The following is a 15381-nucleotide window of genomic DNA, read 5'->3' on the forward strand; positions in this document are numbered from 1 at the left end:
GGCACGCAGGTCATGTCTGTCAGTTGCGGTCGGACTTGATGATTTCGGTCATCGTCACACCGAGCTTGTCTTCGACCAGAACCACCTCGCCGCGTGCCACGAGCCGGTTGTTGACGTAGATGTCGATGGCTTCGCCGACCTTGCGGTCGAGTTCGAGCACGGTGCCGGGCCCGAGCTTCAGCAGCTCGCCGACATCCATCTTGGAGCGGCCGAGCACGGCCGAGACCTGAACCGGGACGTCGAACACCGCCTCGAGGTCGGCCGCGATGCGCGCGGCATGCTCTTCTTCATTGTAGCCGACGTCGCCGCCCAGCGGAGGCGCGTCCGCCGCATTGAGGTCGGGAAGCGGGATCTCGTTGTCGCTCATGACTTAAACTCCCTCGGCCACCACGGCGGCCTAGTTCTTCTTGGACGCCATGTAGCGTCCGACCAGCTCGTTGATCTTGGCGTCGATCGCAGCGCGCTCCAGCACGACCCCGCCATCGGCCCATTCGATACGGCAGTCGCCGGTCGCGATCTCCGGCTCGGCGAGGATCACGAGGCGTCCCTCGAAGCCGCTCTGCTTGGCGAGCTTCTCGATCTTCTCGCGGGCGAGCTCGTACAGCGCGTCGTTGATGCGCAGCACGAGGTGCGGCGTCGCCACCAGATGCGCGAAGCAGTCGTGCACGAGTCCGGTGATCTCGCCGAGCGGCTCCGCCTCGACCAGCGCCGCACACAGCTTGCGGGCGACGGCGACCGCGACATCGACGGCCTCGGTTTCCATCCGCTGCTCGATGCCTTCGAAGCGTGCGGAGATGCCCTGCAATTGGATGTTGATCTGCTCCAGCGCCGAGGCGACGCGGCGGTCGGCCTCGACCTTGGCTTCGCGCTGCGCCGCCTCGTAGCCGTTGCGATAGGCGGCGGCTTCGGCGGCCGCGACCTTCTGTGCGATCTCGGCGGAGGTGGCGGCAGCGCGCTCCCGCGTCGCCTTCTCCGGCGCGGCGAAGTCGGTATCGAACAGGAATTTCGCGGGCTGAGCCATCAATACACCAGTTCGTCGTCGGCGCGGTTCTTGCTGAGCATGATCTCGCCCTTGGCGGCGAGATCCTTGGCGAGGTTGACGAGCAGGGCCTGCGCCTCGTCGACGTCGCGCAGGCGCACCGGTCCCATCGCGGCCATGTCGTCCTGCAGCATCTTGGCGGCGCGGGAGGACATGTTGCCGAAGAAGAAGTTGCGGACCTCCTCGTTGGCGCTCTTGAGGGCCACGCCGAGCTTGTCCTTGTCGACATTGCGCAGCAGGGTCTGCGCCGAGGCGGAATCGAGCTTGATCAGGTCGTCGAAGGTGAACATCAGCGCCTTGATGCGCTCGGCGGATTCGCGGTTCTCTTCTTCGAGCGAGGTGATGAAGCGGGTCTCGGTCTGGCGGTCGAAATTGTTGAAGATCTCGGCCATCACCTCGTGGGCGTCGCGGCGTCGGGTCTGCGACAGGTTCGACATGAACTCGACGCGCAGGGTCTGCTCGACGCGCTCGATGACCTCCTTCTGCACCGCTTCCATGCGCAGCATGCGGCCGATGACGTCGAGCGCCATGTCCTCGGGCAGGATCGCGAGCACGCGGGCGGCATGCTCCGGCTTCAACTTGGACAGCACGACCGCGATGGTCTGCGGATATTCGTTCTTGAGGTAGTTGGCGAGCACCTCTTCCTGGACGTTGGAGAGCTTCTCCCACATGTTGCGGCCGGCGGGGCCGCGGATCTCGTCCATGATGCCGTTGACGCGTTCCGGCGGCAGGTATTGCTGCAGCAGGCGCTCGGTGGCGTCGAAATTGCCCATCAGCGCGCCGGAGGCCGACATGCGCGAGACGAATTCGAGCATCAGGTCCTCGACCACGTCGGCTTCGATGGTTCCCAGCGTCGACATCGCCAGCGACAGTTCACGCACCTCGTCGTCATCGAGCTGCTGCCAGATCTTGCCGCCGTACTGCTCGCCGAGGGCGAGCATCATCACCGCGGCGCGGCGCGGGCCGCTCAAGGGCTCGGTCTTCTCGCGCTGCGCCTGGCGGCTCGCCAAGGTCGCGATGACCGTGGAAATGTCGTTGTTGTTGGCGTTGGCGTTCTGGGTCTGCGGCAGCGACATGGCGTCTACGTTCTTTTCAGTTCAGGCGGTTCACGTCGATCGGGTCAGCTCTGCGGCTCGGCGAGCCACTGGCGGATGATGGCGGCGGCTTCGCCCGGGTTGCGGTCGGCCAGCTCGCCCACCCGGTGGACGGACTGAGCGTGGACCTGGCCCTGGACCTGGGCGACGTCGATCATGTTGGCGGTCTGCTGGGCGTGAGCGGCTGCCTGGATGGTTTCGTCGGTGAGCGCCGGCAGGCCGCCGCCCGGGACGGCGATCTCTTCGGTGGCGATGATCTTCTTCACCAGCGGCCGCACCACCATGAACACGACCACGATGCCGAGCAGCATCATCACCGCGAGCTCGATGACGTACATGACGTCATCCTTGGTGAAGTGGAGCATCCCGAGGAAGCCGGTGGGCTCGTTGATCTGCGGCACCGCGGGAGCGTCGGCGAATTTCAGGTTGACCACCTCGACCTGGTCGCCACGCTTCTGGTCGAAGCCGATGGCGGAGCGGACCAGTGCGGCGATGCGGTCGAGCTCGTCCTTGCTGCGCTCCTGATAGACCAGCTCGCCCTTCTCGTTCTTGGAATAGGCGCCGTCGACCAGAACCGCGACCGAGATGCGGTTGACCCGTCCGGCCTCGGTGACCTCGGTCTTGGTGGTGCGGGAGATCTCGTAATTGTTGGTCTCTTCGGTCTTCTTGCTCTGGTCCCGCGGCTGCTGCGGCGGCTGGTTCTGCTGGTTGCCCGGCAGCTCGTTGTTGACCGTGACCTGGCCGTTGTTCTCGTTGGTCGCTGACTGCTCTTCGCGTGTCTGACTCGAGCGGAGCACGCGGCCTTCCGGATCGTAGCGGTCGGAGGTCTGGGTGATGCGGTTGTAGTCGAAATCGGCGGAAAGCTGGACGCGGGCGCGGCCCGCTCCGACCACCGAGGAGACGATGTCCTCGACCTGCTTGCGCATCCGCTTCTCGAAGGCGTTGCGACGCTCGTCGCCGACCTGCTGGTCGATGTCGGTCTGGGTGCCGTCGGCGAGCAACTGTCCGGCCTCGTCGACGATCGACACCCGCTGCGGCTTCAGGCCGTTGACGGCGGAGGCGACGAGGTGGCGGATGGCGCGGATCTGCGCCGGCTCGAGGGTGCCGCGCACGCGCACGACGATCGAGGCGGACGGCTCCGGGGTCTCGCGCGAGAACAGCGGCCGCTCCGGCAGGACGAGATGGACGCGCGCGGCCTGGACACGGTCGATGGCGCGGATGGTGCGGGCGAGCTCGCCTTCGAGCGCGCGGAGATGGTTGATGTTCTGGACGAAGCTCGTGGTGCCCAGCGCGTCCGACTTGTCGAAGATCTCGTAGCCGACGCCGCCGCCCTTGGGCAGGCCGCCCTCGGCGAGCTTCATGCGCAGCCGGGTCACCTTGTCCTTGGGCACCAGGATGACGCTGCCTTCATTGCGCATCTCGAAGGGAATGCCCTGCCGCTCCAGATCCTTGATGATGCTGGAGGAGTCTTCCATCGTCAGGTCGGTGAAGAGGGTGGTCATCTGCGGCGCGGTCACGCGCATGATGACGAAGCCGAAGAAGCCGATCAAAGCAGCGGTCACCGCGATCATGGCGGTGAGCCGCGCGGCGCCCAAACCCTTCAGGAAGTCCAAGAGACCTTGCAAGCAACTGCCCCATAGTTCGGCATTCGACGGGTGGCCGCTGAAAGGCGATGTGAGCTTCGCGGGCCTTTACGGCCGGTTGCATAGATCGCGAAATTCAATCCTTAACCTTCACCAGCACCCGCATTCCAGGTGGCGATCCGATGTCAGCCGCCACGTCCGCCAGTCGCAGAGGGGGCGCGGAGGTTGGATCGAACCGCTGGGCAATTATTGCCTATGGGAAGGTTTCGATATGGTTAACGATGGTTAAAGGGTCCTAACAAAGTGTAGACATGCAAAAAATCGGCTTGGCGGGGCCAAGCCGATTTTCGAACAAATCCCGTCGCGTCGGTAACGTCTTATTGGCGATATTGCTGAATTCGGGTGGTGCGCAGGCCGGCGAGACCATGCTGGTCGATCGAGAACTGCCACGACAGGAATTCGTCGACGGTCAGGGTGTAGCGGCTGCACGCTTCCTCGAGGGACAGCAAGCCGCCGCGAACGGCGGCAACGACTTCAGCCTTCCGGCGAATGACCCACCTCTTGGTGCCTGGCGCAGGCAAATCCGCGATGGTGAGCGGGCTGCCGTCAGGCCCGATGACGTATTTCACCCTCGGGCGATGGGGTTCTGTCATGGCGTACTCACAAACTCTTAACCACTGAACTCACGGTAAGACCCTACGCCGCCTCGCTTAAAATTTGCCTAAGCGAAGGGCGCGAATCCGGCGCTATGCGCGAACGCCGCCACTTCCGGTGGCGCTGCGCCCCGGGAGCGGAATCGTGGTAAATGATTGGTTAAGAATTTCCGGCGCTTACGCTGACATGTCGCCGCGGCGGCTGAGCTTGTTCGAGCTCAGCCGGGATCGGTTCAGACGGGGCGGGAGCTAGCTCACGATCCGCTGGATCTGGTTCACCGTATAGGTCTGGCCGCCGATCGACAGCAGCGGCGGCTGCTGGGTCAGGTCGACCGAGGATACGGTGCCCTTGACCTGGGTCGAGATGGCCACCGGCGAACCGTTCGTTGCATCGGTGCCGACCACCGTGATCTTGTATTGCCCGTCCGGCCATTGGGTGCCGTCATTGCCCTGGCCGTTCCAATTATAGGTCTGGTTGTCGCCGGCGCTCGCCGAATATTTGCCGCTGAAGACGGTCTGGCCGACGCTGTTGGTGATGCTCACCGTCAGGTTGCTGTCCTTCGGAATGCTGAGATCCCAGCTCGCTTGCCCGTTGGTCATGGTCGTCGTCGAGCCGTTCACCACCGCTGTCTTGCCGACGAAGGCGAGCGCCTGGGTCGCCTGCGTCGTCTGCTGCATCGTGAGCAGCGATGCGAGCTGGTCGTTGGTCTTGAGCTGCTGCTCGACGCCGGCGAACTGCACGAGCTGCTGGGTGAACTGGTTGGTGTCCAGCGGATCCAACGGATTCTGGTTCTGCAACTGCGTCGTCAGCAGCGTCAGGAAGGTCTGGAAATTGCCGGCAATGGTCGAGCCTGCGCTCGAGCCGAGGCTGCTGTTGCCGGTTGACGAATTGGTGTTGGTCGTGCCCGAGACCGGCGGGGGTGCCGTGATCGCGTCGCCGATTGCCATGGAAGCCTCCTGTTAAACCCTGATATCCACGCCGCCTTGCGCGCCGAACATCCGTCCATAGGACCGTCCGGCGAGCTGGACCGGGACGTTTTCGTCCTCGGTCACGATCAGGCGTTGTGCGTTGCCATTCTGTTGATAATCGCCGCCATTCTGGCCGGACGAGTTCTGGTCGCGCAGCGAGAACTGCAATCCGCTGTTGTTGCTCTTGAGGCCGGCGTCCTGCAGCGCCTGCTGGAGCTGCGGCGCCGTCTGCTGCAGCATCGCCAGCGTCTCCGGCTTCTCGACCCGCAGATGCGAGGTCACCTGGCCATTGCGGTCGACGTCGATGCGGACGTCGATGCGGCCGAGCTCGGCCGGATCCAGTCGGATCTCGAAGCGGCTCTTGCCGTTGAGCGCGGAGGCTGCGATCTCGACGGCAAGCCCATGAAGCGGCACAGCGGCCGCCGTGGCGGCTGTCGCGGTCAGGTTGGCCGAGGTGATCTGGCTGGTCGATGCGGCCGGCGTCGACAGCTGGGGCTGCAACGCGGCCGTGGCCTGTGCACTCGGATCCGGCGCCGGCCCGTTGGTCTGGCTGGTCGTCGGCGCGGCGTTGCGATCATGTGAGGCCGGTGCCTGCACGTTGCCATTCGCCTTCCCATCGCCGGCCTCGACGGAGTCCGGCTTGGCTGCAACAGCCGGCTGTTGCGCGAGCGCGCCATGGCCCGGCTGCTGAGTGGACTGGACGTTGCCATTGCCCGTTTCGGTGACCTTGCCGGCTGCGCCGTCGGCGAGCCCCGTCTTGGTCTGGGTGCCCGGCTTGCCCGTCGTCTTGGTGCTGCCGGGAACGGCCGCATCGAGCGCGGCGGCGAAGCTCTGTTCGGCAGATGCGGCAGCGTCGCCGGAGGCCGCCGCTGCCGTCTCGGGCGTCGTCGCGGTGGATCCGGCTCCGTCGGCATCCTTGGCCGCCGCGGAGGATTTGGCTGCGGCCGCCAGCAGGCCTGCCGCGGTATCGACCGAGCCCTGCGGGCCAACACCGGGCACTCCGACGGGAGCGGCCGCACCGGGCGCATTGGTTTTGCCGTCGCCGTCCGCCGTGCCATCGCCGCTGGCGGGGTTGGCGAGGGTGATCTCGGGCTGGATGGCGACGGCGACCGGCGTCGGCACGGCCACGGTCGGCCCGGCTACAGCGGTCGTCGCGGCGCTCGCATCCGTGCCGGCCTGATCGCCGTCCTTCTTGTCGCCCGTCTTGCCGCCGCTGGTCTTGCCGTCGGCGGTCCCAGCCGCATCGGTTTTGGTCGACGTGCCGGCGGTCGCGTCGGCCGGGGTATCCGAACCGCTGTCGTCGGCGCGCGCGGTGCTGCCGTCGGCCTTGTCCGCCGGCTTGTCCTGCGACCTGGCCTGGGTGGTGCGATCGGCGTCGCCGGCCCGCGCCGGCTCGCGGCTCGGGGTGGAAGCGCTGGCGGCGCGCGGCGACGGCGACGCGGAGGTGGGCGGCGACGCTGTCGACGGATCCGGAGTCGCGGCGTCGACCAGCGCCGAGAAGCTGTCGGACGGCTGCGGAGCGTCCTGACGGGACTGTCTCGGCGCCGTGGTCTTGAGAACCGTGCCTGCCTGGATGTCTGACGTGACGCTGAACACCTTGGACCCTCTCGCGATGAACTCGACCAAGCAGTTCAGCAAGGAGCGGGCCAAGCCGGGGTTGCAGAAAATCGCCAACAAATTCAGGTTCTTATGGAATCAATCGGGGCGCGGGCCGCGGCCCTCGTCCTCGCCATTTCTGCCCGGCCGGCAAGATTTGCCGCCGGCATCTGCGACCGGCGCAATTGCTTCGCAGGAAGTGCGCCTATATTAGAGACAGATGCTTTCGTGTTGTTTCCGATCAGGACATCCTGTCCGGAGATCGCCCGAAGCAAGCCATCCGCAAAGACGGCGCATGCGAGGCGTTCCCGCGCCGGGAACCCGTTGCCTGACGCCGCGATAGCAGTGACCGGATCATGCTCAACAGTCTCGATCTCGAAGGCCGTCCCGAAGACACCAGGGTCGTCGTCGCCATGTCCGGCGGCGTGGACTCCTCGGTGACGGCCGCGCTGTTGAAGTCGGAAGGCTACGACGTCGTCGGCATCACTCTGCAGCTCTACGATCACGGCGCGGCGACGCACCGCAAGGGCGCGTGCTGCGCCGGCCAGGACATCCACGATGCCCGCAACGTTGCCGAGCGCCTCGGCATCCCGCATTACGTGCTGGACTACGAAGATCGCTTCCGCGAGTCGGTGATCGACAATTTCGCCGCCAGCTACGCTTCGGGCGAGACGCCGGTGCCGTGCATCGAGTGCAATCGCGCGATCAAGTTCGGCGATCTCCTGAAGACCGCGCGCGAGCTCGGCGCCTCCGTGCTCGCCACCGGCCATTACGTCGCCTCGCGGCGGCTGGCGGACGGATCGCGCGCGCTCATCTGCGCGGCGGACAGCGATCGCGACCAGAGCTACTTCCTGTTCGCGACCACGCGCGAGCAGCTCGATTACCTGCGCTTTCCGCTCGGCGACATGACCAAGCCGGAGGTGCGCGAGCTCGCGCGCCGTTTCGGCCTGGAGGTCGCCGACAAGCACGACAGCCAGGACATCTGCTTCGTGCCGACCGGCCGCTACACCGACATCATCGGCAAGCTGCGCCCGAACGCGATGGAGCCGGGCGAGATCGTCGATCTCAATGGCCGCGTGCTCGGCGCGCATCACGGCATCGCCAACTACACGATCGGCCAGCGCAAGGGCCTCGGCATCGCTGCCGGTGCGCCGCTCTACGTCGTCAAGCTGGACGTCGCCACCCGCCGCGTCGTGGTCGGCCCGCGCGAGGCGCTGCGCACGCATCGCATCACGCTCCGCGAGGTCAACTGGATCGGTGATGGCGCGCTCGACGCGGCCGCGCGCGAGGGCCTCGAATTGTTCGTGCGGGTGCGCTCGACGCGGCCGCCGCAGCCGGCCTGGCTGCGCGGTGCGGACGGCCGTTACGAGGTCGAGCTCGTCGCCGGCGAAGAGGGCGTCTCGCCGGGCCAGGCCTGCGTGTTCTACGATGCCGCGTCCGGCCGCGCCCGCGTGCTCGGTGGCGGCTTCATCCAGAGCGCTGTTGCGGAAAGCAGCAGCTTGGGCGGCAACGCGATCAGGCCGCAGCGCGTGGCCGAGCCGGTCCGCGGCTGATCAGCATCCATCATTCAGGGCAGGGGCATGGGGGACATCGACCGCGCGGGGGTCGAAAAGGCCTATGAGCGCTGGGCGCCGATCTACGATCTGGTGTTCGGCAAGGTCTTCGATCAGGGCCGCCAATCGACCATCGCGGAAGCCGATCGCATCGGCGGCCGCATTCTCGACGTCGGCGTCGGCACCGGCCTGTCATTGTCGGACTACGCCCGGACCACGAAGATCTGCGGCGTCGATATCTCCGAGCCGATGCTGCGGCGGGCGCAGGCCCGCGTCCGCGAGCTGAAGCTCTTCAATGTCGAGACGCTCGCGGTGATGGATGCCAAGCATCTCGCGTTCCCCGACAATTTCTTCGACGCGGTGGTCGCGCAATACGTCATCACTGCGGTGCCGGATCCCGAAGCGACGCTCGATGATTTCATCCGCGTGCTGAAGCCGGGCGGCGAGCTGATCCTGGTCAACCATATCGGCGCCGAGAGCGGCCCGCGCCGCATCTTCGAGCTCGCCTTCGCGCCGATCGCGCGCCGACTCGGCTGGCGGCCGGAGTTCCCCTGGGCCCGGCTGGTGAACTGGGCTGCAAAGCATGGCGGCGTCACCTTGGCCGAGCGCCGGCCGATGCCGCCGCTCGGACACTTCTCGCTCATTCGCTACCGCAAGGGCTGATCACCGGATACCCTGGCCGTGCGCTTTGCCAGGCCATCCGCGCGGAACGCGAACGCGCGGTTTGCGTTGCCCCGCCATGAGCATCAGGCAAACCTTGTTCCTCTCGTTCGCACTGGTCTCGGCCGCGGCTGCGGCCCGCGCCCAGGCGCCGCCGACGCCGGCCACGCCGCCGCAGGCAACGGCGCCGGCCCCCAACGCGAATGCCGCTTGTGCGCCGAATGCCCGCGCGACGGCGACGCCTGACGGCATCACCACCGGCCGCGCCGGCGAGCTGCTCGGCGACAAGCTGGCGAAGACCAACGGCGTGTTGTGTCCGCCGAGCGGGGTCGACCCGGAAATGCACGCGCCGACCCCGGAGGGCGGCACGACCCCGGTGATCCCGCCGCCCGGCAGCCCCGGCGGCAATCCGAACGTACAGCCGAAGTGAGCCTCTTGTGATCCGCATTGCCGAGCAGCTGCTGTTGGTCGCACACGTCGGCGTATGACCCCCGACGAGCGGCGGATACATGCGCAAGGTCTTGGAGAGTCGTCCGGAAATCCCCTGGTGCGAAAACCGCTGCTGCCCGCGAGCTTTGCTTGACAGGGGCGGAGACGCCTCCTTATATGCCGCCCGTTCACAAGGCCCGGCGGCCCGCTTCGACCGGTTTTGCCTTGATCGAACACCGTGGCGGGGTAGCTCAGCTGGTTAGAGCACGGGAATCATAATCCTGGGGTCGGGGGTTCGAGTCCCTCCCCCGCTACCACGCGTGACCCACTATTGTAGCTTGCGTCCGGGAACACTCCTTTCCCGAGTAATGTGGCTAGCTTCCCTTTCACTTCGATCTCAAATCCTTCCCTGGGTCCCTTCGGGTAAATCGTTACGCTGTGCACGAGAGCCCGGAAATCGTGGATGAGCGTGCCTCGGTCGTCCTCGGCACTCGCGTGGTCCGCCAAGGTTTCCGCTAGCGCATCGACGGTTGCGACATATCGGTCCAAGGTTGCCGGGTGAAGGGCAACTGGAACAGGAGCTTCCTCGAGCGCGGCCAGTTCCGCCTCTACCTGCTCTCGCTCCTCTTTTAGCTCGGCGATGCGTTGCCGAGCGTCGTCCTCCGAAATGACGTATCGGATGACAAGATCGATGTTGCGCTGCCGCTCGCCCTCGATCCGATCTCGCTTCATCTCCAGGCGCGTGCGTGTTGCGGCGGAGTCTCCGGCAAGCCGCGTTCTTTCCCGATTGTAGTTGCGCACGTAAGTCTCAATCATCCGTGGATCCTTCAGCTCTTCAGCCATGCCGCTTAGGACCAGATTTTCCACGTCTCGAAGGTACAAGATCCTGCGGTTCGAACAGCTGCCGCTTTCTCGCACGGCCGAGCAGCGGACGCGGGTTTTGCCCGTCTTGTCCCGGTCATGAACCGACAGGCCGGACCCGCAGGAACCGCAGCGAAGAAGGCCGGAAAGCAGATGTGGCGTCCGGCGCTTCACATGGCTGGCCAGACGGCTCTTCTGCGACTTCAAAAGATGAGCCTGCTCCCAGACGGACTGTTCGACGATCCGCAGGTGGGGCGCTTCCATGCGCTGCCACTCGTCGGGCGGGTTGGGGCGAGATAGCCGCTTTCCGGTGTCAGGATCTTTGACCATTCGGACCTTGTTCCAGACGATGCGACCCGCATACAGCTCGTTGAAAATGAGCCCGTTCCCGCGTTGCGCGTTGCCGTTGATCGTCGATGCATTCCATCGCTTGCCACGTGGTGGAGGAATGTCTTCGCGATTGAGATCGTGGGCAATGTCGCGAGGTGTTCGTCCCTCGGCGTAAGCGCTGAAAATCCTGCGGACGATGGCGGCCTCATCTTCAACGATCTCGAGTTCGCCCGATTGGCCGGGTACCGCACGATAGCCATAGGCGCGTCCGCCGGCGTGGCGGCCGTCGCGTATCACGCCCGCCATGCCGCGACGAACCTTCTTCGCGCCGTCCTCACGTTGCATCTGACCGACAAGACCTCGAATTCCAATCAAGACGGAGTCTGCCGTACCGTCATGCACTGCTTGGATCTGGATCCCCTGAAAGGACAGCCTCTTGTGAATTCCGGCGAGATCCTCCATGTCGCGCGAGAGCCGATCCAATGCCTCCACGACGACGACATCGAATGTGTGCTGGCGTGCAGCATCCATCAGCTGCATCAAACCATCCCGCCCAAAGACCGAGGCGCCCGAACGGGCCCTGTCCTCGAACGTTGCGACGACTGCGAGTTGATGACGAGCCGCATAGTTCCGGCACAAAGCTATCTGATCTTCAGTCGATCTTTCGCTTTGGAGCTCGGTCGAGAATCTGGCGTAAATAGCTGCGCGTTTCATCATGTATACCATTGCTGCGGCACTGAGAGCTGACCGCATCAAGATGGCGTTTTGTCAGCGGATCTCTTTCCCGCAGATGATCGCGCCTCGCATCGGCAATCGCAAGCGCTTCAACGAATTTGACCAGGGCATTGTCAGTTTCGGCAACACAGCCTGTTGCCCGATGCGATCCCTGTCCGGTCTTTTGTCGCGCCATCTCGACAGGATGCTGCGCGGGAAGAGCCGAGGCGAGATCGGGGAACGATGAAGCGTAGCATTGGATAGAATCGAGAACGGAAACGTCGTTTGGATGCGGATCGCTTTGACCTTGGGCACTGTGCCTGCCGTCGGCACAGTCAAAAGAGGGGTGTCCGGAAACGGAAGAGGATCGGAGACGCGCTCGCCGTTTAGGATGCGCTGGCGAAGGAAAAGGTCCGCGATCGAGAGTGGGGAGCGTATGAATTGAGATACGAGAGCACGAGTCTTTACGTTCTGCGGCCGGTTGAAGGATCGCAAATCGAGCTTACCGGGCTTCCTCGAATCGGCCTTCCGCACGCCATCCGACTGGATCTGCGATCCATCGGTTGATATCGGATTCATGCCAGCCCGAACCGTTGCTGCTGATTTTGAGCTGGGGCGGGAACGTGCCCCCGGCGATCTTGCGGTAGATGGTGGACCGGGACAGCCCGGTCCTGGCAAGGACCGTTTTCAACCTAATGATACGGTCTGGCTCGCGCATGGCCGGGATGCCCCTTGCTGGTTGCTTCTGACGTCTTGTAAGATCAGAGAGGCCAAACAGGTGCAGGCGGGCAATAGGAGCTCGCGCGTTGCCGGGTGTAGCGCAGAGCCGGCGGCAAACGGGATGGGTCAAATTCCAAGGCTTCGGCCTCTGCCGAGATCGATGCCATGGACGAAGGCCAGATCCTGGCCGAGCCGGCGGCCTGATTCGAATGCAATGCCGAGATCGTTCTTGCGACCGGCGAGGATGGATTCCAATTGCGGGTCGCGTTCGAGAGTTTTCGCCATGTCGCTCATCGCTGAGCGCGTAGCCTTGTAGCCGGACAAGTCGCCCGCCTGATATAGGCGCTGGCTGGTCTGGTCGAGCTTCCGCCATCGCTCAACAAAGGCTTCGGCGCGACGGGCAGGATCGATGCGCAGTTCGGTCTCGAGCTGAAGCGCGCGGATAACGCCGCTGAGACGTCCGCCGGCAGCTTCCCGGGCGAGCTCCGGGTTCTTCCTATATGCGGCTTCAGCGTCGTGCGAGCCAAAGGGGCGCACCTCCTCGAAAGCTTGACGCGCCTTTTGCAACTCTTTCACCTGTTCGCTACTCGCTCGGCCGCTCTTCTCCCGCGCCGCGAAGATCGCATCCACCGCGCGAGCATGGCGCACCAGCGCCCGGGTCCGGACGCGACGTGCGTCCGCTTCGGGATCTGGCGCCACGTTCCTTGCCGGGACTTTGGCTCCGCGCCGGTCGGCTGCGGGATCGCTGCTTTCCCTTTTCGGCGTTGCCCGTTCGGGTCTCTGTCCGATATGCAGTCCGGCCACATCAGCCGAAGGGCGCAGGCCGTCGAAGATGTCACGCAGCTTCTCGGGCATGATCTTGCGCACGATCTCGGTCACGCGATCGCGGAAGGTGATCCCACGCCGCTCGGCGTAGCTCTGGAGCGGATCGGCGCGCTCGTAATCCGAGGCCATGTCCTTGGCGCGGTCGCGCGACAGGGCGCGGGTAAGCCGGTCTGCATTGGCAAAATCATCGCGACCATAATGCAGGTCCACCTCGTCGCGATGCCGCGACAGGGCGACATAGCTGCTGTGGGCGTCCATGCCGGGCGTCGCCAGGACATGGACGCGGTCGACCGTCATGCCCTGCGCCTTATGGATTGTCGCCGCATAGCCATGGTCGAGCCGATTGTAATCCTTGAGGTCGAAGCGCACGGATCGGCCATCGTCGGTCTGCACGGCTATGGACTGCGCGCTGACCTGCTCGATGGTTCCGAGCGTGCCGTTCTTGACGCTAAGGCCTCGCTCGTTCTGCAGGAACATCACCCGATCCCCACTGGCAAAGTTTCTCGCGCCGCGCTCGACCGTCACCTCCACGTCGTCGCCGAGATCGCCAGCTGCCCGCATCCGCTCGCGCGCTGCCTCGTTCAGGATGCGGACCTCGTCGTTCGTGTGGGTCAGGATGATACGGCTCCGATCCAGTGATGACTGCCGGTCGCGATCCCAGTGATCAATCAGATCGCCGCGCGCCTGGTCGCGACTCTCAGACTCATGCACCATGCCGTGGGCGCGGTACGCCTCAAGCGCGTGGCCCACCTTGCCGGTCGCCAGATCACGCGTGGCGTCGCGTTGCCAGTCCTCCCTCTGACGGCGCACGTCACCGATCTCGGCGCCGACGTGACGCTCATGAATCGACCGGAACGCCGCGCCGGCTTCGATGGCCTGCAACTGTTGCGGATCACCGACCAGCACCACCTTTGCGCCGGCCTCGGTCGCATGCGACAGCACGCGTTCGAGCTGCCGCGTGCCGACCATCCCCGCCTCGTCGATGACGAGCACATCGGTCGATTTGAGCAGGTCACGACCCTGTCCCCAGCCGTGCTCCAGGCTGGCGATCGTGCGCGAGGCAATGCCCGATCCGCTCTCGAGGTTTTCCGCCGCAATGCCGGACAGCGCGACGCCCCGGACCTCGAAGCCGGCTGCTTTCCACGCCTCCCGCGCCACCCCCAGCATGGCGCTCTTTCCCGTCCCGGCATGGCCGACAACGACGCTGAGATCGCGCCCGTCTGTGACGTGCGCCAATGCCTCGGTCTGCTCGGACGACAGCACCAGGCCGCGCACTTCCGCACTCGCCAAAGCAGCCTGGCGATCGAGATCGCGTACCTCATGGCGCGACCGTTTCGCCATCCGTTCAGCGGCCCGGTGCAGGCGCTGCTCCGCATCGACCATTCCGCGGGTGGTGAACCGATCCTCGCCGCGACCGTCCTTACCGAGTTCAACCAGATCGGGCGCTCCCTGCATCGCGCCCATGACCTGATTGAACTGGTCCATCCCGTCACTGTGACGGTGCCCGAACTTGGCGAGGTCGCGGCGTGTGAAGGTCGATTGCTGCTGGGTGATAGCCTCCAACCCAACGCTGGGATCGGCGATGATCCGCGCGCCATTGTTCCGCGCGATCTCGCGGTGCATCTCGGCGCGATCGGCCTCAAACCCTCCGCCCGCAATGCCCCGAACATTAATCCGCTTCGCCGGCGCGCCGATCTGGCTTTGCGGCTCAAGCGCGATACCCTGGGCCTCCAGACTCCGATGGTCGATCCGCGCGTCGATGTCGAGCTCGGACAAGCGCTCGTTAGCGAGCTCGGCCCAGCGCCGCCGCCAGCGCTCAACCATCTCGGTGCGGTTCCAGTCTCGTACTTTTTGGCCGAACCCGTTCTCGTCGACCGCGCGCATTGTCAGCATGACATGGGCATGGGGTTTGGGCAGGCCGTCCTCGGCCCTGTCCCAATGCACATTGAGATCGGCGATCATGCCGCGACGGACGAACTCGCTCTGAACGAAGTCCCGAGCCAGCTCGATGCCCTGCGCCTCAGTCAGTTCTCGCGGAAGGGCGAACTCGATCTCCCGGGTCAGCTGGGCGTCCTTGCGGACTTCGAATGCTTCGACATCGTTCCAGAGCCGCTCGCGGTCGCTCCACGCCTCCGGCGCATTCTCCGGCAGCATCACCTCGGAATGGACGACGCCGCGCTTTCCAGAAAAATCCTGATCGCGGCCGAGCCGCTCGTCGCGCAGCCGCGAGCCTGAGCGGTAGGCGGCTGAAGCCACCGCGCTGCTCCCGGCCTTGCGGCCAATGACCTTGACGTGAAGATGATAGATCGCCATCGCGATCAGATCACTGGCACAGCGAAGCGCACGTCGGAACGA

15 protein-coding genes and 1 tRNA gene are annotated in these 15381 nt (G+C 65.1%); 6 read left to right on the top strand and 10 right to left on the bottom strand.

Annotated features, from left to right (window positions below):
* Positions 1 to 19 precede the first annotated feature (19 nt).
* The 7 genes from fliN to ACQR1H_RS23805 all read right to left on the bottom strand — a co-directional run bounded on the left by fliN (position 20) and on the right by ACQR1H_RS23805 (position 6934).
* On the bottom strand, positions 20 to 367 hold the full coding sequence (gene fliN / locus ACQR1H_RS23775) for a flagellar motor switch protein FliN (RefSeq protein ID WP_015669138.1): 348 nt from the start codon (positions 365 to 367) through the stop codon (positions 20 to 22).
* A gap of 30 nt (positions 368 to 397) precedes the next feature.
* Positions 398 to 1021: a FliH/SctL family protein gene (locus tag ACQR1H_RS23780; protein WP_315803357.1), complete on the bottom strand. Its 624-nt coding sequence runs from the start codon at positions 1019 to 1021 to the stop codon at positions 398 to 400.
* Entirely contained in the window at positions 1021 to 2115 is a 1095-nt protein-coding gene (fliG, locus tag ACQR1H_RS23785; protein WP_315714167.1) for a flagellar motor switch protein FliG, read from the bottom strand. The genes ACQR1H_RS23780 and fliG overlap by 1 nt, the downstream gene beginning before the upstream one ends.
* A gap of 44 nt (positions 2116 to 2159) precedes the next feature.
* Positions 2160 to 3758, bottom strand: a complete 1599-nt coding sequence (gene fliF, locus ACQR1H_RS23790) for a flagellar basal-body MS-ring/collar protein FliF (RefSeq protein WP_315803358.1) — start codon at positions 3756 to 3758, stop codon at positions 2160 to 2162.
* A gap of 335 nt (positions 3759 to 4093) precedes the next feature.
* On the bottom strand, positions 4094 to 4369 hold the full coding sequence (locus ACQR1H_RS23795; protein WP_002714638.1) for a DUF1153 domain-containing protein: 276 nt from the start codon (positions 4367 to 4369) through the stop codon (positions 4094 to 4096).
* A gap of 249 nt (positions 4370 to 4618) precedes the next feature.
* Positions 4619 to 5317 carry a flagellar hook capping FlgD N-terminal domain-containing protein gene (locus tag ACQR1H_RS23800; protein WP_315803359.1) on the bottom strand — a complete coding sequence of 233 codons (699 nt, stop codon included), beginning with the start codon at positions 5315 to 5317 and terminating at the stop codon, positions 4619 to 4621.
* A 12-nt stretch (positions 5318 to 5329) separates the two neighbouring features.
* Entirely contained in the window at positions 5330 to 6934 is a 1605-nt protein-coding gene (locus ACQR1H_RS23805; RefSeq protein WP_434908265.1) for a flagellar hook-length control protein FliK, read from the bottom strand.
* On the opposite strand from ACQR1H_RS23805, the gene ACQR1H_RS23810 reads away from it, so the two are divergent.
* The 5 genes from ACQR1H_RS23810 (at position 6921) to ACQR1H_RS23830 (ending at position 9893) form a co-directional block, all read left to right on the top strand.
* The gene (locus ACQR1H_RS23810; RefSeq protein ID WP_434908266.1) at positions 6921 to 7148 is read left to right on the top strand and encodes a hypothetical protein; all 228 of its coding nucleotides are present in this window, start codon (positions 6921 to 6923) and stop codon (positions 7146 to 7148) included. The genes ACQR1H_RS23805 and ACQR1H_RS23810 overlap by 14 nt on opposite strands.
* A gap of 142 nt (positions 7149 to 7290) precedes the next feature.
* Complete coding sequence (gene mnmA, locus ACQR1H_RS23815; protein ID WP_316182371.1) at positions 7291 to 8487, top strand: tRNA 2-thiouridine(34) synthase MnmA; 1197 nt, start codon at positions 7291 to 7293, stop codon at positions 8485 to 8487.
* 27 nt (positions 8488 to 8514) lie between these two features.
* A complete protein-coding gene (locus tag ACQR1H_RS23820) occupies positions 8515 to 9150 on the top strand; it encodes a class I SAM-dependent methyltransferase (RefSeq protein ID WP_316172598.1) in 636 nt (211 codons plus the stop codon).
* A 76-nt stretch (positions 9151 to 9226) separates the two neighbouring features.
* The gene (locus ACQR1H_RS23825; protein WP_316237562.1) at positions 9227 to 9577 is read left to right on the top strand and encodes a hypothetical protein; all 351 of its coding nucleotides are present in this window, start codon (positions 9227 to 9229) and stop codon (positions 9575 to 9577) included.
* A gap of 239 nt (positions 9578 to 9816) precedes the next feature.
* Positions 9817 to 9893, top strand: a tRNA-Met gene (locus tag ACQR1H_RS23830).
* Here the strand turns inward: ACQR1H_RS23830 and ACQR1H_RS23835 are convergent.
* Complete coding sequence (locus ACQR1H_RS23835; protein WP_434908345.1) at positions 9850 to 11520, bottom strand: recombinase family protein; 1671 nt, start codon at positions 11518 to 11520, stop codon at positions 9850 to 9852. The genes ACQR1H_RS23830 and ACQR1H_RS23835 overlap by 44 nt on opposite strands.
* Between ACQR1H_RS23835 and ACQR1H_RS23840 the strand changes: the two genes are divergently transcribed.
* Positions 11483 to 11728, top strand: a complete 246-nt coding sequence (locus tag ACQR1H_RS23840) for a hypothetical protein (RefSeq protein ID WP_434908267.1) — start codon at positions 11483 to 11485, stop codon at positions 11726 to 11728. The two genes, ACQR1H_RS23835 and ACQR1H_RS23840, sit on opposite strands and share 38 nt — an antisense overlap.
* Positions 11729 to 11983: 255 nt before the next feature.
* Here the strand turns inward: ACQR1H_RS23840 and ACQR1H_RS23845 are convergent, their stop codons facing one another.
* Both ACQR1H_RS23845 and traA read right to left on the bottom strand, forming a co-directional pair.
* Entirely contained in the window at positions 11984 to 12199 is a 216-nt protein-coding gene (locus ACQR1H_RS23845; RefSeq protein WP_434908268.1) for a helix-turn-helix transcriptional regulator, read from the bottom strand.
* Positions 12200 to 12327: 128 nt separating this feature from the next.
* Positions 12328 to 15339 carry a Ti-type conjugative transfer relaxase TraA gene (traA, locus tag ACQR1H_RS23850; protein WP_434908269.1) on the bottom strand — a complete coding sequence of 1004 codons (3012 nt, stop codon included), beginning with the start codon at positions 15337 to 15339 and terminating at the stop codon, positions 12328 to 12330.
* Positions 15340 to 15381 lie beyond the last annotated feature (42 nt).

The sequence above is a fragment of the Bradyrhizobium sp. HKCCYLRH2015 genome (assembly GCF_051168215.1).
Classification (GTDB): Bacteria; Pseudomonadota; Alphaproteobacteria; order Rhizobiales; family Xanthobacteraceae; genus Bradyrhizobium.